Source organism: Pseudonocardia abyssalis (assembly GCF_019263705.2).
GTDB classification, from domain to species: Bacteria; Actinomycetota; Actinomycetes; order Mycobacteriales; family Pseudonocardiaceae; genus Pseudonocardia; species Pseudonocardia abyssalis.
In genome coordinates this window covers 4,298,722-4,324,702 of sequence record NZ_JADQDK010000001.1, presented here as the reverse complement: position 1 = coordinate 4,324,702, position 25,981 = coordinate 4,298,722, and the positions used below count along the sequence as shown (strand labels likewise).

24 protein-coding genes are annotated in these 25,981 nt (G+C 69.7%); 19 read left to right on the top strand and 5 right to left on the bottom strand.

Translation table 11 applies throughout. The annotated features are described in order from the left end of the window. The first annotated feature begins 517 nt into the window (after positions 1–517). From I4I81_RS20945 to I4I81_RS20930, 4 genes are all read left to right on the top strand, one after another. Positions 518–1,351 carry a mycofactocin-coupled SDR family oxidoreductase gene (locus I4I81_RS20945; protein WP_218601678.1) on the top strand — a complete coding sequence of 278 codons (834 nt, stop codon included), beginning with the start codon at positions 518–520 and terminating at the stop codon, positions 1,349–1,351. A gap of 36 nt (positions 1,352–1,387) precedes the next feature. Continuing rightward, positions 1,388–2,293, top strand: coding sequence for an alpha/beta hydrolase fold domain-containing protein (locus I4I81_RS20940; RefSeq protein ID WP_218601652.1), 906 nt, complete (start codon positions 1,388–1,390; stop codon positions 2,291–2,293). Between the two features lie 31 nt (positions 2,294–2,324). Next, positions 2,325–4,070 carry a sigma-54-dependent Fis family transcriptional regulator gene (locus I4I81_RS20935; RefSeq protein WP_218601651.1) on the top strand — a complete coding sequence of 582 codons (1,746 nt, stop codon included), beginning with the start codon at positions 2,325–2,327 and terminating at the stop codon, positions 4,068–4,070. Positions 4,071–4,196: 126 nt separating this feature from the next. Continuing rightward, the gene (locus I4I81_RS20930; RefSeq protein WP_218601650.1) at positions 4,197–5,342 is read left to right on the top strand and encodes an LLM class flavin-dependent oxidoreductase; all 1,146 of its coding nucleotides are present in this window, start codon (positions 4,197–4,199) and stop codon (positions 5,340–5,342) included. Positions 5,343–5,427: 85 nt separating this feature from the next. On the opposite strand, the gene I4I81_RS20925 is transcribed toward I4I81_RS20930, so the two are convergent. Next, positions 5,428–6,354 carry a mycofactocin-coupled SDR family oxidoreductase gene (locus I4I81_RS20925; protein WP_308187691.1) on the bottom strand — a complete coding sequence of 309 codons (927 nt, stop codon included), beginning with the start codon at positions 6,352–6,354 and terminating at the stop codon, positions 5,428–5,430. 115 nt (positions 6,355–6,469) lie between these two features. On the opposite strand from I4I81_RS20925, the gene I4I81_RS20920 reads away from it, so the two are divergent. The 6 genes from I4I81_RS20920 to I4I81_RS20895 all read left to right on the top strand — a co-directional run bounded on the left by I4I81_RS20920 (position 6,470) and on the right by I4I81_RS20895 (position 12,105). Continuing rightward, positions 6,470–7,297 (top strand): mycofactocin-coupled SDR family oxidoreductase, encoded by an 828-nt coding sequence (locus tag I4I81_RS20920; protein ID WP_226363489.1) that lies wholly within the window; start codon positions 6,470–6,472, stop codon positions 7,295–7,297. An 11-nt stretch (positions 7,298–7,308) separates the two neighbouring features. Continuing rightward, entirely contained in the window at positions 7,309–8,523 is a 1,215-nt protein-coding gene (locus I4I81_RS20915) for an acyl-CoA dehydrogenase family protein (RefSeq protein WP_218601648.1), read from the top strand. A gap of 35 nt (positions 8,524–8,558) precedes the next feature. Beyond that, on the top strand, positions 8,559–9,056 hold the full coding sequence (locus I4I81_RS20910) for a flavin reductase family protein (RefSeq protein WP_218616276.1): 498 nt from the start codon (positions 8,559–8,561) through the stop codon (positions 9,054–9,056). Positions 9,057–9,077: 21 nt separating this feature from the next. Then, a complete protein-coding gene (ribB, locus tag I4I81_RS20905; protein ID WP_218601090.1) occupies positions 9,078–10,205 on the top strand; it encodes a 3,4-dihydroxy-2-butanone-4-phosphate synthase in 1,128 nt (375 codons plus the stop codon). A gap of 14 nt (positions 10,206–10,219) precedes the next feature. Continuing rightward, positions 10,220–11,116 (top strand): AAA family ATPase, encoded by an 897-nt coding sequence (locus tag I4I81_RS20900; protein WP_218601089.1) that lies wholly within the window; start codon positions 10,220–10,222, stop codon positions 11,114–11,116. 131 nt (positions 11,117–11,247) lie between these two features. Beyond that, complete coding sequence (locus I4I81_RS20895; RefSeq protein ID WP_226363488.1) at positions 11,248–12,105, top strand: vWA domain-containing protein; 858 nt, start codon at positions 11,248–11,250, stop codon at positions 12,103–12,105. A gap of 854 nt (positions 12,106–12,959) precedes the next feature. On the opposite strand, the gene I4I81_RS20890 is transcribed toward I4I81_RS20895, so the two are convergent. From I4I81_RS20890 to I4I81_RS20880, 3 genes are read right to left on the bottom strand one after another with little or no spacing between them, the layout of a single operon-like run. Beyond that, positions 12,960–16,313 carry a DEAD/DEAH box helicase family protein gene (locus I4I81_RS20890; RefSeq protein WP_218601088.1) on the bottom strand — a complete coding sequence of 1,118 codons (3,354 nt, stop codon included), beginning with the start codon at positions 16,311–16,313 and terminating at the stop codon, positions 12,960–12,962. Then, positions 16,313–17,470 (bottom strand): restriction endonuclease subunit S, encoded by a 1,158-nt coding sequence (locus I4I81_RS20885; protein WP_218601087.1) that lies wholly within the window; start codon positions 17,468–17,470, stop codon positions 16,313–16,315. The genes I4I81_RS20890 and I4I81_RS20885 overlap by 1 nt, the downstream gene beginning before the upstream one ends. Then, positions 17,467–18,945 (bottom strand): type I restriction-modification system subunit M, encoded by a 1,479-nt coding sequence (locus tag I4I81_RS20880; RefSeq protein WP_226363487.1) that lies wholly within the window; start codon positions 18,943–18,945, stop codon positions 17,467–17,469. The genes I4I81_RS20885 and I4I81_RS20880 overlap by 4 nt, the downstream gene beginning before the upstream one ends. A 168-nt stretch (positions 18,946–19,113) precedes the next feature. Here I4I81_RS20880 and I4I81_RS20875 point away from each other — a divergent pair, with 168 nt between their 5' ends. Continuing rightward, positions 19,114–19,587, top strand: coding sequence for a winged helix-turn-helix domain-containing protein (locus I4I81_RS20875; protein WP_218601086.1), 474 nt, complete (start codon positions 19,114–19,116; stop codon positions 19,585–19,587). Next, on the top strand, positions 19,529–20,179 hold the full coding sequence (locus I4I81_RS20870) for an NUDIX hydrolase (RefSeq protein WP_308187789.1): 651 nt from the start codon (positions 19,529–19,531) through the stop codon (positions 20,177–20,179). The genes I4I81_RS20875 and I4I81_RS20870 overlap by 59 nt, the downstream gene beginning before the upstream one ends. On the opposite strand, the gene I4I81_RS20865 is transcribed toward I4I81_RS20870, so the two are convergent. Continuing rightward, on the bottom strand, positions 20,165–21,280 hold the full coding sequence (locus I4I81_RS20865) for an NsdA family TPR-like regulatory protein (RefSeq protein WP_225924650.1): 1,116 nt from the start codon (positions 21,278–21,280) through the stop codon (positions 20,165–20,167). The genes I4I81_RS20870 and I4I81_RS20865 overlap by 15 nt on opposite strands. A 238-nt stretch (positions 21,281–21,518) precedes the next feature. On the opposite strand from I4I81_RS20865, the gene I4I81_RS20860 reads away from it, so the two are divergent. From I4I81_RS20860 to I4I81_RS20830, 7 genes are read left to right on the top strand one after another with little or no spacing between them, the layout of a single operon-like run. Beyond that, positions 21,519–21,767, top strand: a complete 249-nt coding sequence (locus tag I4I81_RS20860; RefSeq protein ID WP_226363486.1) for a helix-turn-helix domain-containing protein — start codon at positions 21,519–21,521, stop codon at positions 21,765–21,767. Between the two features lie 3 nt (positions 21,768–21,770). Further along, positions 21,771–21,992, top strand: a complete 222-nt coding sequence (locus I4I81_RS20855; protein WP_218590234.1) for a hypothetical protein — start codon at positions 21,771–21,773, stop codon at positions 21,990–21,992. After that, the gene (locus I4I81_RS31625; protein ID WP_218601083.1) at positions 21,989–22,480 is read left to right on the top strand and encodes a WhiB family transcriptional regulator; all 492 of its coding nucleotides are present in this window, start codon (positions 21,989–21,991) and stop codon (positions 22,478–22,480) included. Before I4I81_RS20855 ends, I4I81_RS31625 begins: the two co-directional genes overlap by 4 nt. Then, positions 22,477–22,863 carry a hypothetical protein gene (locus I4I81_RS20845; protein ID WP_218601082.1) on the top strand — a complete coding sequence of 129 codons (387 nt, stop codon included), beginning with the start codon at positions 22,477–22,479 and terminating at the stop codon, positions 22,861–22,863. The genes I4I81_RS31625 and I4I81_RS20845 overlap by 4 nt, the downstream gene beginning before the upstream one ends. Then, a complete protein-coding gene (locus I4I81_RS20840; protein ID WP_218601081.1) occupies positions 22,860–23,462 on the top strand; it encodes a DUF2637 domain-containing protein in 603 nt (200 codons plus the stop codon). The genes I4I81_RS20845 and I4I81_RS20840 overlap by 4 nt, the downstream gene beginning before the upstream one ends. After that, on the top strand, positions 23,459–25,312 hold the full coding sequence (locus tag I4I81_RS20835; RefSeq protein ID WP_226363485.1) for a type IV secretory system conjugative DNA transfer family protein: 1,854 nt from the start codon (positions 23,459–23,461) through the stop codon (positions 25,310–25,312). Before I4I81_RS20840 ends, I4I81_RS20835 begins: the two co-directional genes overlap by 4 nt. Further along, entirely contained in the window at positions 25,309–25,932 is a 624-nt protein-coding gene (locus I4I81_RS20830) for a hypothetical protein (protein ID WP_218601080.1), read from the top strand. Before I4I81_RS20835 ends, I4I81_RS20830 begins: the two co-directional genes overlap by 4 nt. Positions 25,933–25,981: the final 49 nt, after the last annotated feature.

Genomic DNA, 25,981 nt, shown 5'->3' with positions numbered 1-25,981 from the left:
GGTTGCCCACCCGTTGCTCACGCTGACCCCGTTCATCGCCCTTCGAGCGCGATACGGCCCGCTTGAGCACCAGAGACCTACGCGGAGCACGAAGCGTATCCCTATGCCCTACCCCGACATCGCCACCTGACGGCGCTCAGGCGGACGAGGAGGGGGCCGTCCTGCTGCAGGAACGCACCCAGACCTGCCTCGACCGCGTGTGACCGATGCGGCCCTCGCACCCAGCGAGGCAGCGCTCCTCAGCCGAACAGGCTATGCGGCCCTCGCGTACCTCCGGGCGAGTGACTCGAGTGGGCGTTGGTCGACCGGACGCCTCGGAACGAACAGCGGTGCCCCCATCCGGCTTGGCCTGACCAGCAGGGTCGTCTCGAACCTGATGCACAGCCAGCAGCTGAGCCACCACTCTCACAATTGAGACCCGGGCCACTGTCTGCCCTCGCCTTAGATAGTCGGAGCAGGTAGGGGCGCTTCGAGGAGCGCCTCGCCACTCGACGAAGAGGAGCCCGCGTTGGGACGCATGGACGGGAAGGTCGCGCTGATCACCGGCGCCGCACGGGGCCAGGGCAGGTCGCACGCCCTCCGCCTCGCGGAGGAGGGAGCCGACATCATCGCCGTCGACGTGTGCGACCAGCTCGGATCGGTCCGGTACCCGATGGGTCGTCCCGAGGACCTGGCCGAGACCGCCAAGCTGGTCGAGGAGCTCGATCGGCGCGTCGTCACGAGGCAGGCCGACGTCCGTGACACGGCTGCGCTGAACGCGGCCGTGGCCGACGGGTTGTCGGAGTTCGGGCACATCGACGTGGTGCTGGCCAACGCCGGCATCTGGAGCCAGACGTCGACGTGGTCGATGGACGACGCGATGTGGGACGAGATGATCGGCACGAACCTGACGGGTGTCTGGAAGACCGTCCGGGCCGCGCTGCCCTCGATGATCGAGCGCGGGGCGGGCGGGTCGTTGATCCTCACGAGCTCGACGGCGGGGATGGTCGGGTTCGGCGGAATGGCTCACTACACGGCGGCCAAGCACGGCGTGGTCGGGATCATGCGCGCACTGGTGCAGGAGGTGTCGCAGTACGACATCCGCGTCAACACGGTGCACCCGACGAACGTCGACACCGACATGATCCAGAACCAGCCGATGTACGAGCTGTTCCTGCCGGACGCGACCCCGGAGGAACGGACGAAGGAGAACTACGCGCAGGCGTTCGGGTCGATGCACGCCCTGCAGCAGCCGTGGATCGAGGCGCGTGACGTCTCGAACGCCATTGTGTTCCTGGCCTCCGACGACGCCCGGTTCATCACGGGCCAGCAGTTGAAGATCGATCTCGGGTTCACCGAGAAGACCGGCTGACAACGCTCCCGTCCCGACAGCACTAAGGAAGTCACGATGGTTTCTCAGAGGGTCAACGACATCGCCGAGGCCGCGTACGGGAAGTGGCTGGGGCCGGACGCGACGATCGAGACCATGCGCGTCGGGTTCGACGCCATGTGTCCGGAACCGGCCTCCGACGCGACCGTGCGGGAAGGAACCGTGGGCGGCGTGCCGGGCCTGTGGATCTCCGTCCCGGAGTCCGACCGGACCACCGTCCTGCACTTCCACGCCGGCGGTTACCTCATCGGCTCGTCGCGGAGCCACCGCGACCTGGCCGCTCGGATCGCGCGTGCCGCAGGCGCGTCGGTCTTCCTGCCGGACTACCGGCTCGCGCCGGAGAACGCCAGCCCGGCGGCGCTGGACGATGCTCTCGCCGTGTACCGGGGGATGCTGGCCGACGAGGGCGTCGACGCCGCTGATCTCGTCGTGTCCGGGGACTCCGCCGGAGGAGGCCTCGCGCTGGCACTCCTGGTCGCGCTGCGCGATGCCGGCGATGTCCTACCACCGGCAGCCTTCCTGTGCTCGCCGTGGGCGGACCTGACGCTCAGCGGGGACTCGATGTCGGCCCGTGAGGCGGTGGACCCCCTCGTCAACCGCGATCTGCTGCAGCAGATGGCCGACGGCTACATCGGGGACAGCGGGATCGACCCCGCCGATCCCCGGGTGTCCGCGCTCTTCGCCGACCTCGCCGGGCTGCCGCCGCTTCTGGTGCAGGCCGGGACGAGCGAGGTCCTCGAGGACGACGCCGTGCGCATCGTGGACAAGGTGCTCGCCTCCGGCGGGGAGGCCCACCTGCAGCTCGGGTACGAGATGGTGCACGTCTTCCAGATGTTCGCGGACCAGATCCCCGAGGCCCAGGCGGCGATCGACCGCATCGGCGGTTTCGTCCGCGAGCGCGCATCGACACGCTCAGTGGGCTGACGCCCCGGTGCTACGCAGAGAGGAGACGGCGATGAGGCTCGATCACCCCGCCGCGGGGTCCGGTCTCGCAGGTACCGGTTCCCTCGGCCTGATCGAGTCGTCGTGGCAGCGGGCCGAGGAGCACGGTCTCGGCCCCGGCCACGAACTGGCCCTGCCGTTCGACGGTGACCGTGACGGGGAGACGCGGCTCGGACGTGCCGCGGATCCCGTTCTCGACCGCCTCGCTCGACAGCTCACCGGTTCCTCGATGTGCGTGATGCTCGGTGACAGCAGGGGGTGGATCGTCCGGCGCGAGGCGGCCTCGTCCCAGTTGGCGCGCAAGCTCGACCGGATCACGATCGTGCAGGGCGCCCTGGCGTCGGAGGAGACGGCGGCGACGAACGGGCTGGGTACCGTGCTCGTCGAGCGGCGCCCGCTGGTGCTCAAGGGCGCCGACCACTTCATCGAGTCGATGCAGGTCTTCACGTGCGTGGGGGCCCCGATCATCCACCCCATCACCGGACGACTCGAGGGTGTCCTCGACCTCAGCTGCAGCGTCGAGGACACCAACGACCTGTTGCTGCCCCTGATCACGGCGGCGGCCGGGGAGATCGAGCAGCGCTTGTACGACCTCGCCTCGATGCGCGAACGGGCGCTGTTCGACGCGTTCGTGACACGCAACCGTCGGACGTCGCACGCGGTGGCCTGCCTGAACGAGGACGTCCTGTTCACCAACACCCGGGCGGCGCAGCTCTTCGACCCGCACGACCACGCACTGCTCTGGGACTGGGCGGTCGGAGTCGTCCGGACCGGACGGGAGACGACGGGAACGGTCGTCCTGAGCGGCGCACGGGCGGTCGTGGCGCACGCTTCCCCGGTCTCCGACCGGACCGGTGCCGCAGGCGTTCTCGTCACCTTCGCCGAGGCGCGCCCGAGGTCGCAGCAGTCGGTCGAGGTGCCGCGCGCGGCCAAGGGGTCACCTGGCCGGAACAGCTGGTCGGAGGCGTGGCGCGGGGTGCAGCGCGCCGTCGCCCAGGCGAGGTTGGTGCCGGGGTGCGTCCTGCTGCGGGGCGAACCGGGTGTCGGTAAGGCGACGCTGGCCCGCACCGTGCTGATCGACGACGGTGGTCGGGAGGACGACCCGGTCGACCTCGACTGCCGCTCGAGCGAGAGCGGCGGCACGGGGTGGGCAGCAGCAGCCGTCCGAGCCGTGGAGGTCGGGCGACCGGTGCTCCTGCGCCACGTCGAGGCGGCCGAGCCGGACGCAGCGGTGGCCGTCTGCCACGCGGCTCGCCGGGCGGCGACCCCGAGGATCGCGATGACGGGCTCGGCGGCCGAGCTGCCGTGCCACTGGGAGTCGGTGGTCGACGTCGTGATCGAGGTGCCACCCCTGCGGGACCGGCGTGCCGACATCCCTGCGCTGGTGGACGAAGTGATCCGCGAGCGCGTCGGAGCCGGTCGCCGCGTCCGGTGCACCGCTGCGGCCCTCGCACTCCTCATGGCTCGCCAGTGGCTCGGCAACACCACCGAGCTGCGCCGCACCGTCGCCACCGCCCTCGTGAACTCGATGCACTGCGACATCACCGAGCACGACCTCCCGCAGGAGTGCCGGCCGAGGCAGCGGAGCGGCTCCCGGCGGCTGACCGATCTCGAGCTCGCAGAACGCGACACGATCGTCGCGGCGCTGCGTTCCGTGGGCTGGAAGCGGGAAGCCGCCGCTGCATCGCTCGGCGTCTCCCGGGCGACCATCTACCGCAAGATCCGCCACCTCGGGATCACAGACCCGCCCCGGCGCTGATCCGGCCCGGAGTACTCCTGCACCGCAGATCGACACCTGCGGGTGATCCACCGCACCGGCGTACGCCGGTGTCCTGCGCTGCCCGTTCCCGGGCGTCCACCCACTGACGACAACGAGGAGAACGACGTGGAATTCGGCTTTCTCACCCAGGGCTACCTGCCGGCGCACGTCCGGCAGGGCGACCCGAACGCGGAGCACCAGGTGCTGATGGACGACCTGGAGGTCTGCCTCGCCGCCGAGGCCGCGGGTTTCAAGTACATCTGGATCTCCGAGCACCACTTCCTCGACGAGTACAGCCACATCTCGGCCAGCGACGTCTTCCTCGGCGCCCTGGGTGCCCTGACCACCACCGCGCACATCGGGTCGGGGATCTTCAACCCGCTGCCGAAGGTGCACCACCCGGCCGCGGTGGCCGAACGCGTGGCGATGCTCGACCACCTCACCGAGGGCAGGTTCGAGTTCGGGGTCGGCCGCGGGGCCGGCAGCACGGAGGTCACCGGCTTCCACACCGAGATCACCGACGTCTCGGAGACGAAGAAGATCTTCGAGGAGACCATCGGCGAGTTCGTGAAGATGTGGACCCAGGACGTCTACGAGGGCTTCTCGGGGACCTACTGGGACATGCCCCCGCGCAAGGTGCTGCCCAAGCCCTACGGTGCCCTGCACCCCGGCATCTGGTACGCCGCCGGCAACACGTCGAGCTTCGAGATGTGCGGCCGCAAGGGGATGGGGGCACTTGGGTTCTCACTCGACGAGCTCCCCCGCACCGACGCCGCGATCAAGTCCTACAAGAAGGCGGTCGCCGAGTGCGACGAGCCGGTCGGTGCGTGGGTGAACGACAACCTCATCGTGGCGAACGGGTTCAACTCGATCGCCGAGGACCGCGACCAGGCGCGCCGCGACTTCCTCCAGGGCGGGAACAACTACCAGATGAGCCAGGTGTTCCGCTACCACGACACCTTCCCGCGACCGGAGGGCTTCCCCGTCTGGCCGGAGGTGATGCCGGACCTCACAGAGGAGGCGCTCGAGGGCTTCCTCGAGCTCGGGGCGGCCATCGTCGGCGACCCGGACGACGCGGTCGCGCAGATTCGGCGCTGGGAGGCCACCGGTGCCGACCAGTTCCTGATGCTGCGGGGGGTCAAGTCGAAGGAGGAGACGCTGCGGATGATCAAGCTGATGGGTGAGCACGTCATCCCTAAGTTCGACACCGATCCGGTGCACCGCACCACCCGTCTGCGACAGGCGGCGGCAGGGGCCGACGCCACTCGCTGACCGGTCTGCGCCGCCCGGGCCCCGGGGTGTCCTGTCCAGGAACATCCCGGGGCCGGTCAGCGTGGCCGAGGCCCCGTGCTCGGACTCAGCCGACCTTCTCGTGGAACCCCGCGTCCACCGGCAGGCAGATCCCCGTGACGTACCGGGACTCGTCGGAGGCGAGCCAGGCGACGGCCCGTGAGATGTCGATGGGCTGGATCGTGCCCACAGGCAGGGCGTTCATGGAGGCGATCACGTTCTCGAAGCTCTCCCGGCTCGGTGACTCCGGATCGAAGAGCCGGTAGACCGCATCGTTGGTCACCATGTCGGTCGCCACCGTCGTCGGCAGGACGCAGTTGACGCGGATGTTCTTCGAGGACACCTCCTGCACCAGAGACCGCATGATGCCTACCACCCCGTGCTTCGCCGCGGTGTAATGGGCGAAGTTCGCGTAGCCCTTCCGGCTGGCCGTCGAGCCGGTCAGCACAATGGAGCCGCGCTCCTGCTCCAGCATCACGGGCAGGACCGCGCGAACCGTCCGGAACACCCCGGTCAGCGTCACGCCGATCATGTCGTCCCAGAGCTCATCGGTCAGCTCGGTGAAGGGGGCGAAGCTGAACACACCGGCGTTCGCGCACAGCACGTAGATCTGCCCGAACTGCGCGACAGCCTCGGACACCGCCTGCTCCATGGCTGCGCTGTCGCGGACGTCGGCCTGACTCGTGACGATGCGCCGGTCGAGCCCCTCCACGAGCTCCGCCGTGCGTGCCAGGTCCTCGGGCCGGCCCATGGCGTACGGGATGCTGTCGATCTGCCCGCACAGGTCCACGGCGACGATGTCCGCGCCCTCCTCTGCCAGGTGCACGGCATGCGATCTGCCCTGGCCGCGAGCCGCTCCCGTGACGAGTGCGACCTTGCCTTCGAGTCGTCCCATGACGCCTCCTGTCGTCGTAGCGGCGAGCCGGTGCAGGCGTTGTCGCGCACCCTCTCGTGCCGCCGTTGGCCCCTGCAGTGAAGACGACTCGGCGACCACGGTGCGGTCTCACAACTGAGAGCTCCGCGGTGCCGGCGCCCGACAGATGCTGTGGTGCCAGCAGGCGGTCCGACGCGGGACAGCCTCTCGGCGGACCGGTGACGAAGGAGTCGACGTGGGCAGGTTGGACGGCAAGGTCGCGTTCGTGACCGGAGCAGCCAGGGGCCAGGGGCGCAGTCATGCGGTCCGGATGGCGCAGGAGGGCGCGGACATCATCGCGGTCGACATCTGCGACCAGGTCGGTACCGTCCCGTACGGGATGTCCGGCGAGGCGGACCTGGCGGAGACCGCGAAGCTCGTGGAGGCCGAGGACCGGCGGATCGTGCACCGGACCGCCGACGTCCGGGATGCGGCCGCGCTGGTCGCGGCCGTGGACGCCGGTGTCGCGGAGCTGGGCCGTCTGGACATCGTCGCCGCGAACGCCGGCATCTGCAGCTTCGGCGGTGTCCGCGACCTGACGGCCGAGCAGTGGCAGGACATGATCGACATCAATCTGACCGGAGTGTTCAACACCGCGAAGGCCACGGTGGAGCACCTGATCGCGGCGGGCGGGGGCGCGTTCATCGCGACGAGCTCGGTGTACGGACTGAAGGGCAACGGGGGCGTTGCCCATTACACCGCGGCCAAGCACGGCGTGACCGGGTTGCTCCGGGCGATGACGCACGAGCTGGCCCCGTTCCACGTCCGCGTCAACTCGATCCACCCCACGTCGGTGAACACCGACATGATCCAGAACGACCCGATGTACCGGCTCTTCCGCCCGGACCTGGAGTCCCCGGACGCGGAGGACGCCAAGGACGGGTTCGCCTCCCTCAACATCCTGCCGATCCCGTGGATCGAACCGGTCGACATCTCCAACGCCATCGTGTTCCTCGCGTCCGACGAAGCCCGTTACGTCACCGGGGTCTCGCTCCCGGTCGATGCCGGCTGCATGCAGCTCTGAGAGGGAGAACCATGACCAGCACACTGACTACGTCCGGACGAACCGCCGAACGCCCGTCCGCGGAGGAGCTGTTCGCGCGCGCCGAGGCCCTCGTGCCCGTCCTGCGAAAGCGTGCGCGCGCCGCGGAGGACCTGCGCCGCATCCCCGACGAGACGATCTCCGACCTGCACGCCGCCGGTCTCCTGTACGTGGTGAGCCCGCAGAGCGAGGGCGGCCACGGCTACGGCATGCGCGAGCTCGGCACGATCACCCGGATCTTGGCCAAGGGCTGCGCCTCGACCGCCTGGGTGTACTCGTTCCTGGTCGTGCACAACGTGTCGATCACGCAGGACCTGAGGCACTTGCTGCAGGGCCGCCCGTTGGCCACCGCAGCGCTCTCGGCCGGGTTCCAGGCGACGCCCTCCGGCACGGCGGTCCCGGTGGAGGGAGGGTGGCGCGTCACGGGGAAGTGGCCCTTCGCGAGTGGCATCATGAACGCCGACCACGTCCTGCTCATCACCCTCGAGGAACGCCCGGAGGGTGAGGACCCCGTCGTCCTCGGCCTGTGCGCCGACGTCGCCGACGTCGCGCTCATCGACATCTGGCACATGGCGGGCATGAAGGCCACCGGGTCGAACACCTTCGCGCTGGAGGACCACTTCATCCCGGCGGACCGGCAGTGGACGGCGTTCGGGCAGGAGCGCCTGAACCCGGCGGACCCGGACGACGTGCGCCCGCTCGAGGGCTTCTCCATCATCCGCATGTTCGACGTCCTGCTTGCCGCGGTCGCGGTCGGCTGCGCGGAGGCGGCCGTCGAGGACATGCACCAGCGGATCCAGACCCGGATCGTGGGTTTCGGGCTCGGCCCGCAGCGCGACCATCCGGAGGCGTGGGGTCGGTACGGGCAGGCGGTGACCGAGGCCAGGATGGCCCGCACACTCTGGGACGAGACCCTGCGGGTGGTGTCGGAGCTGTCCGACCGCGGAGAGACCGCGAACGTCGAGACCGCCGCCACACTGCGCATGGCCTCACCCAGGATCTGCCAGGTCGCCCGGGACGCCATCGAGATCGTCGTCGAAGGATCCGGGTCGAGCGTCTTTCACCTGGACAACCCGCTCCAGCGCCAGCAGCGGGACGTCAACTTCCTGAAGAACCATTCGTACCTGCACCCCGACGGTGCATTCGTTCCGGCCGGTGCCGCGCTCCTCGGTGTGGCCGACCCGGTCGACGGGCTCCTGTTGATCTGATCCGCGATCGTCGGCGAGGGAGGGCGTACCGCAGGATGATCGAGATCGAGGCCGTGGGCACGGACCCGGCGCAGCTCCGCCGGGCGTTCGGCTGCTTCCCCTCGGGGGTGACGGCCGTGTGCGCGGTGGTCGACGGCGAGCCCGTCGGGATGGCCGCGAGCTCGTTCACGTCGGTGTCGGTCGCGCCGCCGCTGGTATCGGTGTGCGTGCAGGACGTGTCGGCGACGTGGCCGAAGTTGCGCGCGCGGCCCCGGCTCGGGTTGAGCGTGCTGGCCGAGGGCCACGACGAGATCTGCCTGAGCCTGTCGCGCAAGTCCGGCGACCGGTTCGCGGGGGTGGGGTGGGAGGCGACGGCGGAGGGCGGGGTCCTGGTGCACGGGTCATCGGCGTGGCTGGACTGCTCGCTGCACGAGGAGGTGGCTGCCGGCGACCACGCGATCGCGCTGCTGCGCATCCACGGCCTGCTGGCGCGGCCCGACACCGCGCCGCTGGTGTTCCACGGCAGCCGGTTCCGCCGGCTCGCCGCGATCTGACGACCCCGGAGTGAGACGCGCATGAGGAACACCGGCACGATCCGCGTGACCCCGCCCCCGACACCGGACCGCGTGAGCCGGGCCGCCGCCGCGGTCGCGGCCGGTCGGCCCGTGGTGGTCGTCGACGACGCCGACCGTGAGGACGAGGGCGATCTGGTCTTCGCGGCCGAGTGCGCCACCCCCGAGCTGCTGGCCTTCACCGTCCGGCACACGTCGGGCTACGTGTGCGTCGCCCTGACCGGTGACGAGTGCGAACGGTTGGACCTGCCGCCTATGCACCATTCCAACGGCGACCGCTTCGGCACCGCCTACCGCGTCACGGTCGACCTGCGCGGCACCGGGACGGGCATCTCCGCGACGTCCAGGTCACGGACGGTGGCCGCGCTGGCCGGGTCTGCGACGCGGCCCTCGGACCTCGTACGGCCCGGGCACGTCGTCCCCCTGCGGGCGCGCGAGGGCGGCGTCCTGGTCCGCCCGGGTCACGCCGAGGCAGCCGTCGACCTCGCCCGTATGGCCGGGCTCCGTCCAGCGGGAGCTCTGTGCGAGATCGTCTCGCGGGACCGGCCCGGCGAGATGGCTCGCGGGCCGGAGCTGGAGGGCTTCGCACGGGAGCACGACCTGGAGATCGTGTCGATCGCGGAGCTGGTGACGCACCGGCGTCGGGCCGAGCTGCAGGTCCGGCGCATCGCCGAGACCGGGCTCCCCACGGCTCGCGGGGGGCTGCGCGCGTTCGGCTACCGAGGGGTGCACGACGGGGCGGAGCACGTGGCACTGGTCGCCGGGACGGTCGCGGGTGCGGACGACGTCCTGGTGCACGTTCACACCGAATGCCTGTCGGGCGACGTGTTCGGGTCGCTGGCTTGCGGTTGCGGGCGTGCCCTCGACGACGCGATGGCCTCGGTCACCGCCCGGGGGCGCGGCGTCGTCATCTACGTCCGGGCGGCAGGGACGGTGCGCGCGTGCACGCTGCTGGGGCGGGTCGACGAGACTGCGCGCCGAGCGTCCGCAGACGTGGCGTCGTCCGTGCTGGAAGACCTGGGGGTCGATTCGGTGGAACTGCTCGGTGACGACACGGGAGCGGTGCAGGTGCCGCGCCGTCACAGGCCGGTGACCGCGGCCGCGTGCGCGCTGCGCGCGGCGGCGGGCTGAGAGGGGAGCAGACAGTGTCGACTTCGGTGGACGAGCGGGCGCGGGACGCGATCGCGGCGGCGGTGGTGGGCCGTGGTCGTGAGCTGACCCTGGTGCTGGCGGCGGTGTCCGCCGGTCGGGACGTGATGCTGGAAGGTCCGCCAGGCACGTCGAAGTCGACGATGCTGCGCGCGATCACCGAGCGGTGGGGTGTGCCGTTCGTGCTGGTGGAGGGCAATGCGGAGCTGACGCCGGCGCGGCTGGTCGGGCACCACAACCCGGCACGGGTGCTGAAGGAGGACTACTCCCCGGACAACTTCGTGCCCGGGCCGATGGTCGAGGCGATGCAGACCGGCGGATTCCTCTACATCGAGGAGCTCAACCGGGCACCGGAGGACACGTTGAACGTGCTGCTCGGGGCGATGGCCGAGCGGGCGGTGACGGTGCCGCGGGTGGGGACGATCCCCGCCGCGCCGTCGTTCCGGGTGCTGGCGTCGATGAACCCGTTTGACAACGTGGGCACCGCGCGAATCTCGGACTCGGTCTACGACCGGTGGTGCCGGCTCGCGGTGGGCTACCAGTCGGCGCCGGAGGAGGCGGACATCGTCGCCCGCCGCACCGGGTGCGACGACCCGGCGCTGATCGGTGACGGGGTGGCTCTCACACGGGCGACGCGTTCGCATCCCGAGCTGCGCCGCGGTTCGAGCGTGCGCGGCGCGATCGACCTGGTGGCGATCGCAGTGGAGCTGGTCCGGATCGAGCCCGGTGCCGACCAGAAACGGATGCTGCTCGACGCGGCGCTGCTGGCGCTCTCGGCGCGGGTCGGGGTGGACGAGGCCTCCGACGCCACGCCGGAACAGGTGATCACCGCGATCTGGGAGGACCTTTTTTTCTCCGCCCCCGGCGGGCAGCGCCGGGTCCGCACCGCCTGAATCTCGACAGCGCCGTCGCGCTGCCCACGGCCGAGAGCGGTGAGCGACGGACGCTGCAACCGCTGCGCCGCAAGCCCAAGAAGCTTGACAGCGCCCCCGACCTGTTCTCCCGGGGAACGGGTGCGCCGGTCGTGGCCGAGCTGGGCCCCGGCCGCGGCCGCGGCTCCGACCAGCTGCCCGCGGGCGGGCAGGGCGTCCTGGTCACCGCCCAACGGGCCGTGCAGAAGGAGCTCGACGATCTGCTCGAGGACACCGCCCCCGATCCGGCGGTGGCGTCGATGGCGCAGGCGATCGCGCGGAGGCTGTGGGTGCGCCGCCCCCGGCGCGACCCGCAGCCCGAGCGGGGCACCGGGCCGCCGGCGTCGATGCCCTACGCCTACCGCTCCGACGACATCGACCTGGACCGCACGATCGAGGTGCTGGTCGAGCGTCCGGTACCGGAGGACGCCGACGTGGTCGTGCGCGAACGGATGAGTAGCCGCCGGGCGGCGGTGCTCATCGTGGACGTGTCCGGGTCGATGCGGGGTGAGAAGGTGCGGATCGCCGCGGCGACGGTGGCGGCGCTGTCCGCGGACCTGCCCGGTGCCGGGGACCAGTTGGCGCTGGTGGCGTTCTGGTCCGACGCCGCGGTGATCACGGGCCTGACCGAGCGGTCCACCCCGTCGGCACTGCTGGACGCGCTGCTACGGATCCCGGCCCGCGGGCTGACCAACGTCGGCTTCGGCCTGTCCGTCGCCCACGCCGAGCTCGCCCGGTCGGCCGCACGTCGGAAGACCGCGATCTTGTTGACCGACGCGGTGCACAACGCCGGCCCCGATCCCCGCGACATCGCCCGCCGGTTCAGCAAACTGCATGTGCTGATCGAGACCGACGGCGAGCATGACTTGCCCCTGGGGCGCGATCTCGCCCGCCTCGGACACGGAACGCTGCACCTCGTGCATACCCACCGCGACGTCGCACCTGCACTCAACCGCATCCTTGATGCATGAGCGGCCGGGTTCCGTTCGCCGGAGGTACGGGCCAGGCCATGTTCGGGATCCATATGATGACAATGGAACGACGCGGCGTGACTCCGGTGTGGCATCCCTGCAGTAGCGGATCCCGGTCAGGAGCGCGGCCGGTCGCGTGCGTCGGTGCACAACATGCCGACCAGACGAACGCGTCGAACCGATCGTCGGAGCCGACCAGGTGGGCGATCTGAGCTCCGACCCGGCTTGCCGCCCACCGCGAGCTGTTCGAATCCCGCTGCGCCGAGCTCGGCTCCGCCCTCAGCCTCGACGCCTTCGTCTTCTCCCCCGCACCCGACGGGTCGACCCCGTTCCTGCCGCGGGCCATCGGCGAACGCTACCGCCGGCTCGCCCTGCGCCTCGAACTCCGGAGCACCCGAGCGTGCCGCGGATGAGGTAGTGGATCTTGCGGGTGGTGCTGCTGCTCAACGGCCGACAGGTGTGTCCGCCGCGGGCCCGGCCGGTGCACATCTCCCGGCAGCGCTGCAGGCGAGCGTAGAAGCGCTCCAGGAGGAGCCGCTCGGCAGCGGGAGGACCGAGCCGCGCTGCCGTCGTTTCCGAGGTGGCATGGATCCACCATAGAGCGAGTTCGTGCCACGAAACGTGCCACGCGGGGTGTCTGCCCGCGATATCGCGAGGCGTATCCACTGGTCAGTGCTTGTGCCCCCGGCAGGATTCGAACCTGCGGCACCCGCTTTAGGAGTGTTGTCCACGGGCTCAACCAAGTCCTCTGCCTGCCCCTACGGTCGAGCTCAATACTCGTTGATGGCTCCACGCCACACGGATCACCACCGTTTCGCTCCACGCCTGGCTCCATGTTGAGCAGCATGTCGCTGCTAGGCCACACCTGCCCTGGCCCGGTTCCGAACCTCGTGAAGGATGTCGACGATGACCTCGACATCGGCTTCTGGGAACAGAGCGTCCGGCCCAGTGGGGGCGTGATCGGTGTACGGGGACTCGAAGAGCCGTCGCGGCTCGACAACTCCATTGGACGTCAGCTCGTTGATGATCAGGTGTACGAAACGGATCTGGTGGACGGTGAACCGGCTTCCGTCGAGGTAGTGGCCAAACGCCTCGGTGGCGGCCTGGTGGTCGAGCCCGACGATCGAGCGGATGAACACCCCGAGGCCCTGGTCGGCCACCCAGCTGGCGTCGACCGGACCCGCGCCACTGGCCAGCAGCATCTCCTCAAGGGCAAGTAGGTCGTCGGGGGTGAGCTGCTTGTTGCGGCGTAGCCTTTGGAGGGAGACGTGATCCTCGTGCTCCTGGAAGTACGCGGCGGCCTTGGCCCGGTAGCGCTCGGGGTTCGTGCCCGGGACGACTCCAGGGAGGTCGATTTCCACGGCCGCACTCAGTTCGTCGGCGAAGTCGGTGTAGACGGGGTTGCGCCTGCCCTTCTCGACGAACCGTACGAGGCCGCGGATCCGGAGCCGGGCGAACTCCAGCATCGGCAGGGTGACGTCGATCCACCATTCGTCGCCAGACACCGCGTCGAGCAGGGCAAGCTGCTCGGCCACCGACGGGATCGCCTGCTTCCCGAGCAGCACCGCGGCGATCTCCTGCACCTGTTCGCGCAGTCGCTCCGCGGTCACCGCGTCACCGTCGAGCTGCGCGAGCTGGCGCCGGAGCACGATCAGGTCGAACCGTTTGGCCTGCTCGTCTTCGTCGGTGTCGGTGGACGGAAGCCCGGCGAGATGGGTGAGGAGCTGTTGCACATCATCGTCCGAGATCGACGTCCATGCGGCGCCGTCGGTGTAGCGCTCCACCCATTTCCGATGCGGCCGGACGAGGACGTTGTCCAGCGTCATCCCCGCGACGAAGCGGTGCAGGGCCTCGGTCGTGCTCGCCCGCAGCGGCTCCTCGGTGCCGGCCGTGTCGAGCCCGCGGATCAGGCCCAGGCGAGCCTCGAACAGCCGCTGCGTCAGCGACTTCTGCAAGGATCCCTCGGAGCCGGGCAGATCCTGGCTGAAGAACTCGAGGTTGCCGCAGAAGTCGAAGACGTAGAAGTCCGACTTGTGAACGCCTGGACCAAACAGGTCGCGGCGCAGCCGGGTCCCGCGGCCGAGCATCTGCCAAAACTTGCTCTTCGACCGGACCGTCTTGAAGAACACGAGGTTGACGACGTCGGGCACGTCGATCCCGGTATCGAGCATGTCGACGGAGATCGCGATATGCGGGGACTTGTCGGTGGTGGAGAAGTCGTCGATGAGCTTCTGGGCGTAGGCGGTGCCGTGCGTGATCATACGGGCGAACTCGCCGGCCAGGTGCGGCCACTGGACGTCGAACCGGCGCTGGATGAACTCGGCGTGGGCCTGATTCTTGGCGAACACGATCGTCTTGCCCAGCAGGTCGCCCCCGGAGACCTTGTGGCCCTTGTCCATCAGGTTGGCCAGGACCTTGTCGACGGTGTCCTCGTTGAACAGGAACCGGTTGAGCTCCTCGGCACCGACCTCGTCCGGGACGTCACCGTCGCCCCAGTCGAGGGCGTCCCACTCGTCCTTCTCCTCCGTGGAGAGGTCGGCATAGCGGATGCCGTGGCGGAGGAACTTGGTGCCCACCGCGACCCCACGAGGCGGCACCAGGAACTTGTCGCGCACCGCCTCGCCTAGCCCGTAGGAGGAGGTGGGGACACCGTCCTCCAGGTTGAACAGCCGATAGGTGTTGTGGTCGACCTCGTCCTTCGGGGTCGCGGTCAGCCCGATCAGCAGCCCGTCAAACCAGTCGAAGATCGCGCCGTACTTCTGGTACACCGACCGGTGCGCCTCATCGATGACGACGAGATCGAAGTGGCCGGGGCCGAACCGACGCAGCCCGCCGTCCGTGGCGTTGATCAGGTTGAGCATCGTCGGGTATGTGGAGGTGTAGACCCGCCCGTCGACGGCCTTCTCGGTGACCAGGTTGACGGTCGTGACCCCCGGCAGGTGCGCCTTGAACGCGTTGGTGGCCTGGTTGACGAGCGCGGTGCGGTCGGCGAGGAACAGCACGCGCTTGACCCACCCGGCCTTCATCAGCTGGTCGATCAGGGCGATGACGGTGCGCGTCTTGCCCGAGCCCGTGGCCATGACGAGCAGGGCTTCGCGCTGCTTCTCGTCGAAGGCGGCGCCGACGGCCTGAATGGCCTCGTGCTGGTAGGGCCGCTCGACGATCGTGGTGTCGACGGTGGAGCCGGAAAGCGGCAGCCGGGTGTCGCGTCGCTGGATCATCAGTTCCAGCTCGTCGCGGTTGAGGAAGCCCTGGACCTCGCGCGGCGGGTAGCCGGCGCCGTCGTCCCAGAGCCAGTGCTCGTAGCCGTTGGTGTAGAAGATGACCGGCCGACGATCGAACTGCTGCTCCAGGCAGTCGGCGTAGAGCTTCGCCTGCTGCTGGCCGTTTCCTGCGCTCTTCGTGGTCCGTTTCGCCTCGACTATGGCCAGGGGGCGCCCATCCGCGCCCCACAGCACGTAGTCGACCTTTCCGGTGCCGCCGTTGTTCGGCATGCCGGTGACCGGGTACTCGCGATCGCGGGCCTCGTCCAGCGGCCAGCCGGCTTCGCGCAGCAGGAGATCAATGAACAGATCGCGGGTCTGCGCCTCGGTGTAGTCGTGGTCGTCGACCTTTGTGTTGGCGGCCTGCGCTGCCGCGATCTGCTCGCGGAGCAGTGAGATCTCGGCGTCCTTTGCAGCCGACAGCTCGTCTTTCTCCGCAATTTCCTTGGCGTGCGCCTCGTCCTGAGCGACGAACTTCGCCGCCAGCCGCTGAACCTCCTCACGGGTCAGCGGTGCGGCCTTGGATGCGAGTGCCGGATCGAACTGCGCCTGAGTCGGTACAGCCTGCGGATCTGTCGAGTACCGGAACGCCGCCCAGACGACGACGTGGTGTAGTTCGCGGAGCACGTCAAGCGCCACGCGCGGCGGGACCGGCTTCTGTTCGTGCACGGCGGTGTTGCCGAGCTTGCGGATCAGGGTGAGCTTCTGGGCAATGCCCACCCCGACCTTCGCTTTGAAGGCCGCGTCGTCGATCCGGGCGGCGAGGTCGTTCTTGTAGGGCGCCTTCAGGGCCATCACGTCGTACAGGTGCTTCACCAAACCCTCCACGGCTCGGCGGCTGTAGAAGCACGCCGAGCGGGGGTCTGTGGACAGATGCGCCTCTGCTCTCGCGCAGTCCGGATGGACGGTCGGCAATGTTCCGCCTGCGAAGTCGAAGTTGCCCATCAGAGCTCACCTCGGAACGCGCGCGACCGTACTGACTCGAATAGCGCCTCGTCGATGGCGAGGGCACGCACTGCAACGACTCCTTGTGCGGTGACCTGTTCCGCATTGCGAACGAACGATTCCAAGAGTTCGCGTGAGGCCATTGGAACCTGCGTTGCGGCGAGCTGTCTGACGTTCAAGGTGGGCTGAGCGACGGTTCGCAACTCCGACCTAAAATAGCGTTGCGGTGCGTGCGTGCGGAGGTACGCGGCCACGTACGAGCGCATTACCGGATCCGATATAGGTATTCGCGTGACCGCCCTGGCAATGTTGCTGCCAATATCTGCGTTCGAGACGACGCTAACTTCGCCAATGCTACCCACGCAGCTGACGAGGATCTCGTTCCCGCGTATGCGAGATCGTGCGTACCTTGCCTCGATATCTGGTGAGATGTGCTTTAGTTTTCGCCGGTCAACGGCACCAGCCGAAAGATTCGATATGCGAATAAGCGGTACGCCGCCAGGTGTGTCGTCGCCTGGCTGGATTACGCCGTAGTTCATTCTGTCGCCACGGTCTACGAGACTATCGAGGCGTTCCATACTGTATTCGTGCTCACCAAAGACCGAAGAGAATATTGACTGACTGAGCTCCTCAATTCGAGCGATGACTCGGCGGTGTTTCGCACCCAGGGCCTCGGCCCGGTCAAGGATCGCTGCGATGTGCCGCTGCTTATCGGGCATTGGGAGCGGAATCTCTACGCGTTCGACTGTCGCTTTCGACAACTCCTTGAATGTCGCACCGTTGCCCAAACTCTGTAGGTAATCCGTCCTTGCTCGGAGCCAGTGGTACAGATACTTGGCGTTCAGGCGGCCGTCGCGAGGGACTAGGCTCTTGAAACCCTGGTTTGTCGCCATTGGCTCGGTGTTGATGGCTACGTGGCCGATCGGCGCCCGCGAGCTGAGTAGGACAGAGCCGACTGGAAGCACGGTGGCAGCGCAGCTCGCGAGTCCAGCCCTGGTGATCGTGCGTGGGGTTGTTGCGATGTACGGGCCGTTGAGCTTGCTCAGATCTGCGGGGGTGACCCAGCGGATGTCACCACCCCAGTATTCGGCGACTTCCGACCTCGGGGTCGCCCCCGATACAATCTCAACAAGCTCGCCAAGAGCGACCAATCTCATGAGAGCATCGCCTTGAGTTCCGCCAGCCCCTTGGCAAGCTCCTCGCTGAGGACCTCGATATCGGCGATGATCTCCAGCGGCGGGCGCAGTTCGATATCATCATGGATGATCTTTTTGTACCGATTGAGGGAGAGGTCGTAGTCCTGTGCAGCGATGTCGGCCTTGGGTACACAGAAGGATTGGTCGGTGCGATCGCGGTCACGCTCAGTGGTTGTGCGGGCGGCCCAGCGGGTGAGTACGTCGGGCAGGTCGTCGTCGTCGATTGGGTTGCGTCTGTCGTCCAGGGAAAAGCCGTCGGCGTAGACGTCGTAGAACCACACGTCGTCGGTGCCGCCGGAGTCAGTCTTGGTGAAGAACAGGATTGCCGTGGAGACGCCAGCGTACGGCCGGAATACCCCCGAAGGAAGTTTTACGATAGCGTCTAGCTTCTGCTTCTCGACGAGGTCCTTACGCAAGTCTTTGTGGGCTTTAGAGGAGCCGAACAAAACGCCGTCAGGAACGATCACGGCCGCACGGCCACCGGGCTTAAGCAGTTTAAGGAACAGGGCGAGGAATAAGAGTTCGGTCTTCTTCGTCTTCACCACCCGCTGCAGGTCCTTCGCAGTTGACTCGGCGTCGAGTGATCCGGCGAACGGCGGGTTAGCCAGGACGAGTGTGTACCGCGCGGTGTCTTCGCTCGCTCCCTCCGACAGGGAGTCGCGGTAGCGGATGTCGGGGGATTCGATGCCGTGCAGGAGCATGTTCATGCTGCCGATGCGCAGCATTGTGGAGTCGAAGTCGTAGCCGTGGAACATGCTGCGGTGGAAGTGCTTGCGCTGCGTGTCGTTGGTCAGCGCGCCGGGGTGGGTGTCTCGGACGTACTCCGACGCCGACACGAGGAAGCCCGCGGTGCCGCAGGCCGGGTCGCAGATCTCGTCGTCGGGTCGGGGTGCGGTCATTGCGACCATCAGGTTGATGATGTGACGCGGCGTGCGGAACTGGCCGTTGACCCCCGCGCTGGCGATCTTGGAAAGCAGGTACTCGTACAGGTCGCCGTTGGTGTCGCGGTGCTCCATGGGGATGCCGTCGAGCATGTCGACGACACGTGACAGCAACGCCGGCGTGGGAATGGTGAAGCGTGCGTCCCGCATGTGGTCGGAGTACGTCGATCCGTCGCCGCCCAACTTGCGCAGCAGCGGGAAGACCTCGTCGGTAACCAGCTCGTGCATCACGTCGGCGTCGTCGTTCTTGAACCGGCTCCAACGTAGCCGGTTCTGGTTCGACTCGAAGATCGGATCTTCGATGACACCCGTAACCCGGGCCTTTTTCTCTTTCAGCGTCTGCAGGTCGTCGAGTCGGCGGATGAAGAGTAGGTAGGTGATCTGCTCGATCACTTCGAGAGGGTTGGAGATGCCGCCGGACCAGAACGCATCCCATACTCGATCGATCTTGCTCTTGAGCTCGCCCGTGATCACAGAGGCGAGGGTAGTGCTCACGCTGTGGATCGTGATACCCGTCCGGGAGCCGCCGGTAGCTCGGTGGTGCCCATCGCCTTGTGGCCTCGTACTGCGTACGGCTCGCGAGCAACTCGCTCCCGTCACATGGGGCCCGCAGTCGTCAACCCACTACGCTCGGCTTGACCTGGCCAGGGAAGGAGCGGATGAGTGGCGCCCCGCGGCAGCTACCTCCAGATCGCCGACGAGCTACGCCGTCGGCTGGCGGGTGGTGAGTTGCAGCCAGGGTCGATGCTTCCATCTGAGCAGGCGTTGGCGCACGAGTTCTCCGTGTCACGCGGTACTGCTCGGTCGGCGTTCGCCGTCCTCGCAGAGGAGGGCCTCATCGAGGTGCTGCCTGGGCAGGGCCGGCGGATCGCGGGTTCCGTCGATTCAGCCCCGCGAGCGCCCACGACTGCCTGGGAGAAGGTTGCCGCTGATCTCCGTGGACGTCTGCAGGCCGATCCAGGCAGCCGAGCGTTGCTACCCAGCGAGGCTGAGCTAGCCGCCGAGCATGGAGTCTCTCGGAACACAGTGCGGCGCGCCTACCGGCAGCTCGTGGAAGAGGGCCTGGTGGTCGTCCGCCATGGTTCTGGGGCCTTCCCGGCACACCGCCGCGGCGCGAGCACAGCGCATGATCGGTAGCTACGGTTCGGGCATGACCGACCACGGGGACGGTGATGGCCGATGGGTCGTTGCTGGTGAGCGGCTGGTGTTCGACAACGAGTGGGTGACCGTCGGCCTCGCTGACGTCGAGTTGCCGACGGGGGAGCGGTTTGAGCACCACGTCGTGACCATGAAGCCTGCGGCGATGACCGTTGTTCTCGATGACTCCGGCGAGCGAGTACTGATGGCGTGGCGGCACCGGTTCGCGCCAGACGTGTGGAACTGGGAGCTGCCGGGCGGGCTGCTCGACCCGGGCGAGGCGCCGGCCGAGACGGCGGCGCGCGAGGTCGAGGAAGAGACTGGCTACCGCCCGCGGTCCGTCGAGCACCTCGTGACGTTCGAGCCCAACGTCGGCATGGTCCGCAACGCGCACCACGTGTTCCTCGCGCGAGGCGCCGAGAAGGTGGCCGAGGCGACCGAGCTGAACGAGGGCACGTTCGAGTGGGTGCCGCTGGCTGATGTCGCCGAGCTGATCCGCACGCAGAAGATCGTCAACTCGGGGTCGCTCGTCGGGCTGCTGCACGTCCTCGCGCTCAGCGGGCCGAGCGCGCCGGCGTCACGCGGCGAGTAGCTGGGCGATCCGTCGGCGCTGGCGCACAGAGCCGGTACGGCCGGCCAGCTCCGCGGCCCGGCGCGCGTGGGTGTGCGAGTCGCCGGTGTCGCCGCGCGCAGCGAAGGCGAGCGCGAGGTCGACGCGGAGACCGACCTCAGCGCGTCCGTACTGGCCCTCGCCCATCGCGTCCAGCGCGCTCGTCAGGTCGTCGATCGCGTCGCCGTCGCCGAGCCGGGCAAGGCAGTGGCCGCGCCAGCGGCCGAGATGGCCGGCGCCGAGCATGACGTAGGGCAGCGAGTCGTCCTGCGCGTCGTTCGGGAGTAGGTCGGCTGCCGCGTCGAGCGCGCGCAGGGCGCCGTCGCGCCGGCCGAGAGCCGCCAGCGACTCACCCTCGGCAGCGTGCAGCCACGCGAGCAGGACCGGCGGAACGGCGGAGCCGGCCTGCGCCCGGGCGCGTGCGATGAGGGCGTGCGCGTCGTCCGCCTGGCCCGCGTCGAGCAAGACGTAGCCCTGCTGCGCGGTGGCGTACGCGAGTCCTGCCGCCTGCCCGCTCTCACGCGCGGCCGCCGTCGCGATCTCGTGGAGCCGCCACGCCTCCCGGACGTCTCCGATGTCGAGCGCCTGCCAGCCGGCCAGTGCGGCGGCCTGGCTGAGCTCGTCGGCCGCCGCCTCCCGATGCGCGCCCGGCAGGGCGTGTCGCAGCAGGCCGTCGATCTGCTCGACGTGCGCCACGGTCTGCTTGAACGTCAGCGCGCCGCCGAGCCGGCGGTCAAGCAGGCGGATGCTCTGCGTGTGGTCGCGGAGCAGTGCCACGACGCCAGGATCGAGGCGGGTGAAGGCAACCGGTAGCGCATCGTCAAGGGCCGGCGCCGGTGGCGGAGGTGCCGGCTCGTCCGCGATGCCCAGCTCGATGGCGCTGCGGCGGTACGCCTTGCACAGAAGGTCCCGGTAGAAGGCGCTGACCGCACCGCCCTTGTTCTCCCACACCGCGATGCGGCGCTTGACGCTCTCGTCCGGCGGCAACTTTTGCTTGGTCCCGGCGGCACGGCGCAGCTCGTGGATCAGCTGCGCCTGCGTCCACTTCCGTTCTGCACGTGCCTGAGCAAGCCGGTTCGGCATCACTCCTCCTGGTCGATCCCCTCCTCACCATGACGCGCTGACCAGCGGAGATCAACCCTGATGCGGAACTCGCGTCACCCCACGTCATCCCGCGTCATCTGCCGCCACACCCACCCTCGCCCGCACTCTCGGTATCGCACGAGGTCACAGCGTTGACAAAGCGTCACTCGTGCCTACGCTGTCTAGTACACGTACCGTACGTGTACATATCGAGGGAGTGGTCATGCGAGGTTTGCAGTTGCGAACGGAACCGCCGGCCGGAGCGCCGCAGTTCTACAGCGTCGCCGAGGTGGCGCGGCTGCTCGGGATGTCGGCGATGACGGTCTACCGGGCCATCGCGGCGGGGGAGTTCCCGGCCGTGAAGATTCGCGGCCGGCTCATCGTCCCGGCCCGCGCGCTCGAGGAGATGGTCGACGCGGCTGTGGCCGACCGCAGCGTCGTCGACGCCTCGGAGTGGGTGCCCTTCCAGCCCGGCCGGGGGGTGTGAGCGATGCCCAGCGTCGGAGTCCTGATCTTCTTCGCCATCGTCGGCGCGATCATCTGCGCCAAGGCACGGGTGCCCGGCGGGGCCGTGGTGTTCGCCCTCGTCGCGATCGTGCTCTTCGTCTCGACGCCGGTCGGAGCGGGTCTGCCGGGTGCGGTCGCGACGTTCCTCTCGACTCTCGACAACGCCGCGACGCCGGCCCTGTCTGGGTCCGGAGCGGTCGGGTGAACGGCGAGTGGCGGGCCCGGGCGGAGTGCCGCTCGGTCGAGCCCGAGACGTTCTTTCCTACTACCGACGACGGTCCGGTCTACGAGGCGCAGGTCGCCGTCGCCAAGGCGGTCTGCGCGCGGTGCCCGGTCCGGGCCGAGTGCCTGGCCGAGGCGCTGGTGCGCATCCCGTTCGGCATCGCCGGCGGTCTGACGCCGGAGGAGCGGAGGGGGTCATCGGAGGCGGGACGCGCCACCGCCGTGCTCGACGCCGGGCTTCGGCCGGGCGCGACGCGGGTGGAGGTCGAGGCCGCCGGGCGGGTCCTGCTGACCGCGGGACGCCCGGTCGTCGAGGTCGCCCACCGGTGCGGCGTCACCGCCCGCACCGTCACCCGCTGGATCAGCAAGGCGGAGGGGAGCCGCGGCTGCAACCGGGCCCCCCTCCTGATCTCCCACACGCACAGCACCCAGGCAGGGACACAGACGCAGGAAGGGCCCGATCGTAGATGAGCACCACCGCAACGACACCCACCGACGACGGCCGCGCGTTCGCGGTCGCCCGCGCCGAGCAGGCGACCGACGCGTGGGAGGACGTCGCCCGGCTCCAGCGCTGGGCCGGCCCGGACCACGCCGACTTCTACGCCCTCGCCGGCGAGCTGGTCCGCACCCTGCACGCGGTCGAGGACCTCACGCAGGTGCTCGCCGTCCAGGTCGCCCGCTACGCCACCGGCCGCACCCTCTACGACGACACGCGCGCCGTCGACCCGGCCACCCGGCTCGCCGACGCTGTCGAGGAGCTCCGCGCCGCCCGCGCCGGCGTCGCGGCAGCCGAGAGCCGGTTCAACGAGTTCTGGTCGACCGTCGGCCATATCGGCGTCGAGGTGACGACGTGAGGGCCCGCGCCGTGCTCTACGGGCTGCTGCTGGTCGTCGCCACGGCCGCCGCCGTTCTGTCCTTCGCCGCCCTGCGCGATCTCGCCCTCCTGTGCGGGTTTACGCCGGAGCTGGCCTGGCTGCTGCCGGTCGTCGTCGACGCGGGCGCCGCGGCCGGGTCGCTGGTTTGGCTCGGCGGTGCCGTGTCGACGAGCGCGCGCCGGTTCGCCCGCTCGCTCGCGCTGGCGCTGCTCGGGCTGTCGGTCGCGGCCAACGCGCTCGGCCACGGTCTCGCCGCCTACCGCCAGGGACCGGCCTGGTGGGTCGTGGTCATCGTGTCCGCCGTCGCGCCGGCCGTGCTCGGCGCGGTCGTCCACCTGGCGGTGCTCGTCGGGCGTCCTGTGCCGGACGTGGCGCCGGCTGAACCGGACGTCGACGACGACCGCGCCGCCGAGCTGATCGCCGCGGGCGCCGGCCGCCGCCGGATCTCCCGCGAGCTGGGTGTCTCGGAGTACGAGGCCCGCCGGCTCATCGACCGCGCCCGCGCCACCACCCCACCGCCCGAACTCGCCCAGGCCGCCACCAACGGCGCCCCGATCCGATCGGAGATCCAGCCGTGAACGGCTCCGCCCTGCTCGTGCTCGCAGTGTCCGCCGGGGTGGCCTGGGCTGCCTGGAGTCGCGGCGCCCGCCTGGTCGCCGTCGCCTTCGGGGCGTTCGCCCTGCTGCCGGCGATGACGCTCTACCGGCAGACCCCCGGGTGGGTCCTCGCCCTGCTGCTCGCGCCGGTGGCCCTGTTGCTCTGGCACCGCTACGCCCGCACGTCCGCGGTCGTCGTCCGCTGGGGCGCCCGCACCCGGCGCAAGGTCGGCGTCGCCTCCACGGCCGACATCGTCAAGGTGGCCGGCTCTCTGGCGATGCGCCGCCGGGCCGGGACCGTCCGGCCGTCCTTCGCCGCCGTCACGCGGTGGCAGCGGATCGCCCGCTACTGGACCGTCCGCACCGCCGACGTCGCCGTGCTGCTCTGCCGCGCCGGGTTGATGCGCGTGTGGGCCTCCAGCGAGGACGTCGTGTGCATCTTCGGCGGTCCGCGCACCGGCAAGTCTCAGTACCTCGCCGGCCGCATCCTGGACGCGCCCGGCGCCGTCCTGGTGACCTCGACCCGTACCGACCTCTACGACCAGACCGCGCCCCTGCGCCGCGCCCGCGGCCCGATCTACGTGTTCAACCCGGTCGGGCTCGCGTCGCTCGGCTCGACGATCACCTTCGACCCGCTCACCGGCTGCACCAACCCCGTGACGGCCGCCGAGCGCGCCGCCGACCTGCTCTCGGCCGGCACGTGGGGCGGCGGGTCGGGCGACCGGGAGTTCTGGGAGTCGCAGGCCCGGCGCGTCCTGGCCGCGCTGTTGCACGCCGCCGCCCTCGACATCGACCTGACGATGCACGACGTGCAGCGGTGGGTCACCGACCCGGACGACGCCAAGGCAGAGGTGGCGTCGCTGCTGCGTCGCTCGCCCCAACCGGCCCTGCAGCAGGACGCCGCGCAGTTCCTCGCGACGAACGAGAAGACCCGCTCCTCGATCACTTCGACGATCATGCCCGCGCTGGGCTGGCTCACGCACGAGGCCGCGACCGCCGCAGCGACCGGGCCGCGGACCGGGGGAGCCGGGTTCGACGTCGCCGAGCTGCTCGCCGCCTGCGCGACGGTCTACCTGCTCGGCGCCGAGGAGACGCAGACCGCGCCGCTCGTGTCCGCCCTCACCGGGCACATCGCCCGCGAGGCCCGGCGGATCGCCGCGCTGCGCAAGGGCGGCCGGCTCGACCCGCCGCTCACCCTTGCGCTCGACGAGGCCGCGCTGATCTGCCCGGTGCCGCTGCACCAGTGGACCGCCGACATGGGCGGACGCGGCGTCACGATCATCGGTGCGTTCCAGTCCCGCGCGCAGCTCCTCGACCGCTGGGGTGACGCCAAAGCCGAGGTCATACTCAACAACACCGCCGCCGTCATGGTGTTCGGTGGCACCCGCTCCCGCGACGACCTCAACTACTGGTCGACGCTGGGTGGCGACCGCGACGAGCCGATCACCACGACCGACCTGCACGGGCGGGTCGCGTCCCGGACGGTCCGCCGGGTCCCGGTGCTCGCACCGGCGCAGATCGCGAACCTGCCCGCCGAGACGGTGGTCGCCTTCCGCCGCGGGATGCCGCCGGTGATCGGCCGCGTGGAGATGGCCTACCGGCGACCCGACGTCCGGGCGTGGCAGTACCCGGACGCGCCCGACGTCCGACTCCGCGCGACCGCCCGCATGGCTCGCCGGTGGCTGGCGGTCCACGTCGCCCGGCCGGTCGCGTGGATGGCGAGTGCTCTCCGCTGGGCCGCCGCGCCGTGGCGCGCCGTCGAGGGCGTGCCCATCGAGGAGCGTCCGCTGCTCCGCGTGGTGCCCGGCGAGGGCGACCGGTGGCCGCGATGAGCCCGCCCGAGGACGAGCAGCTCGCCGCCGTGGCGAAGGCCGTGGAGCGCAACAGCCGCCGCGTCACCGCGCTCGACGCGCTGGTCCGCCAGCTCGCCGGGGACCTCGCCGAGGTGGCCGCCGCCCTCACCCCGGCCGGGGAGGCGCCGACCGCCGTCCGGTCCTGGATGCTCGCGCAGGACCCCGAGCAGGCCGTCACCGACCTCGCCGACCTGATCGCGTGGACCCGCCGCGTCTACCTCCGCTACCCGGACGCCGTGCTCTCCGCGTGCTGGCTCTGGCACCCGGACGTGATCGAGGAGCTGTGGTGGCTGCGCTGCGCGCACGCCGAGGCGTTCGACCCCCAGGCCGGCACCTGGCCCCGGGTCGGCGACTGGCACGAGCGCCAGCGCCCCGGCGTCGCCAAGCGCGTCCGGTCCGCGATCGGAACGTGCGAGCTGTCCCTGCACCGCACCGGCACCGCGCACGCCCGGCCGGCCGCACCCGCGCCGCTCGCCGACCACGCCGAGCTGATCGCCATCGCCTGGACGAAGGACGCACTCGCCCCACGACCCGAACCGACCGACGAGCAGCTCCACGAAGCCGACATCCACACCCGCCAGCAACACCGACGCACCTGACCGAAGCGCACCACCGCCAGGACGAGCAGAAGAACCAAGGACGAAGCAC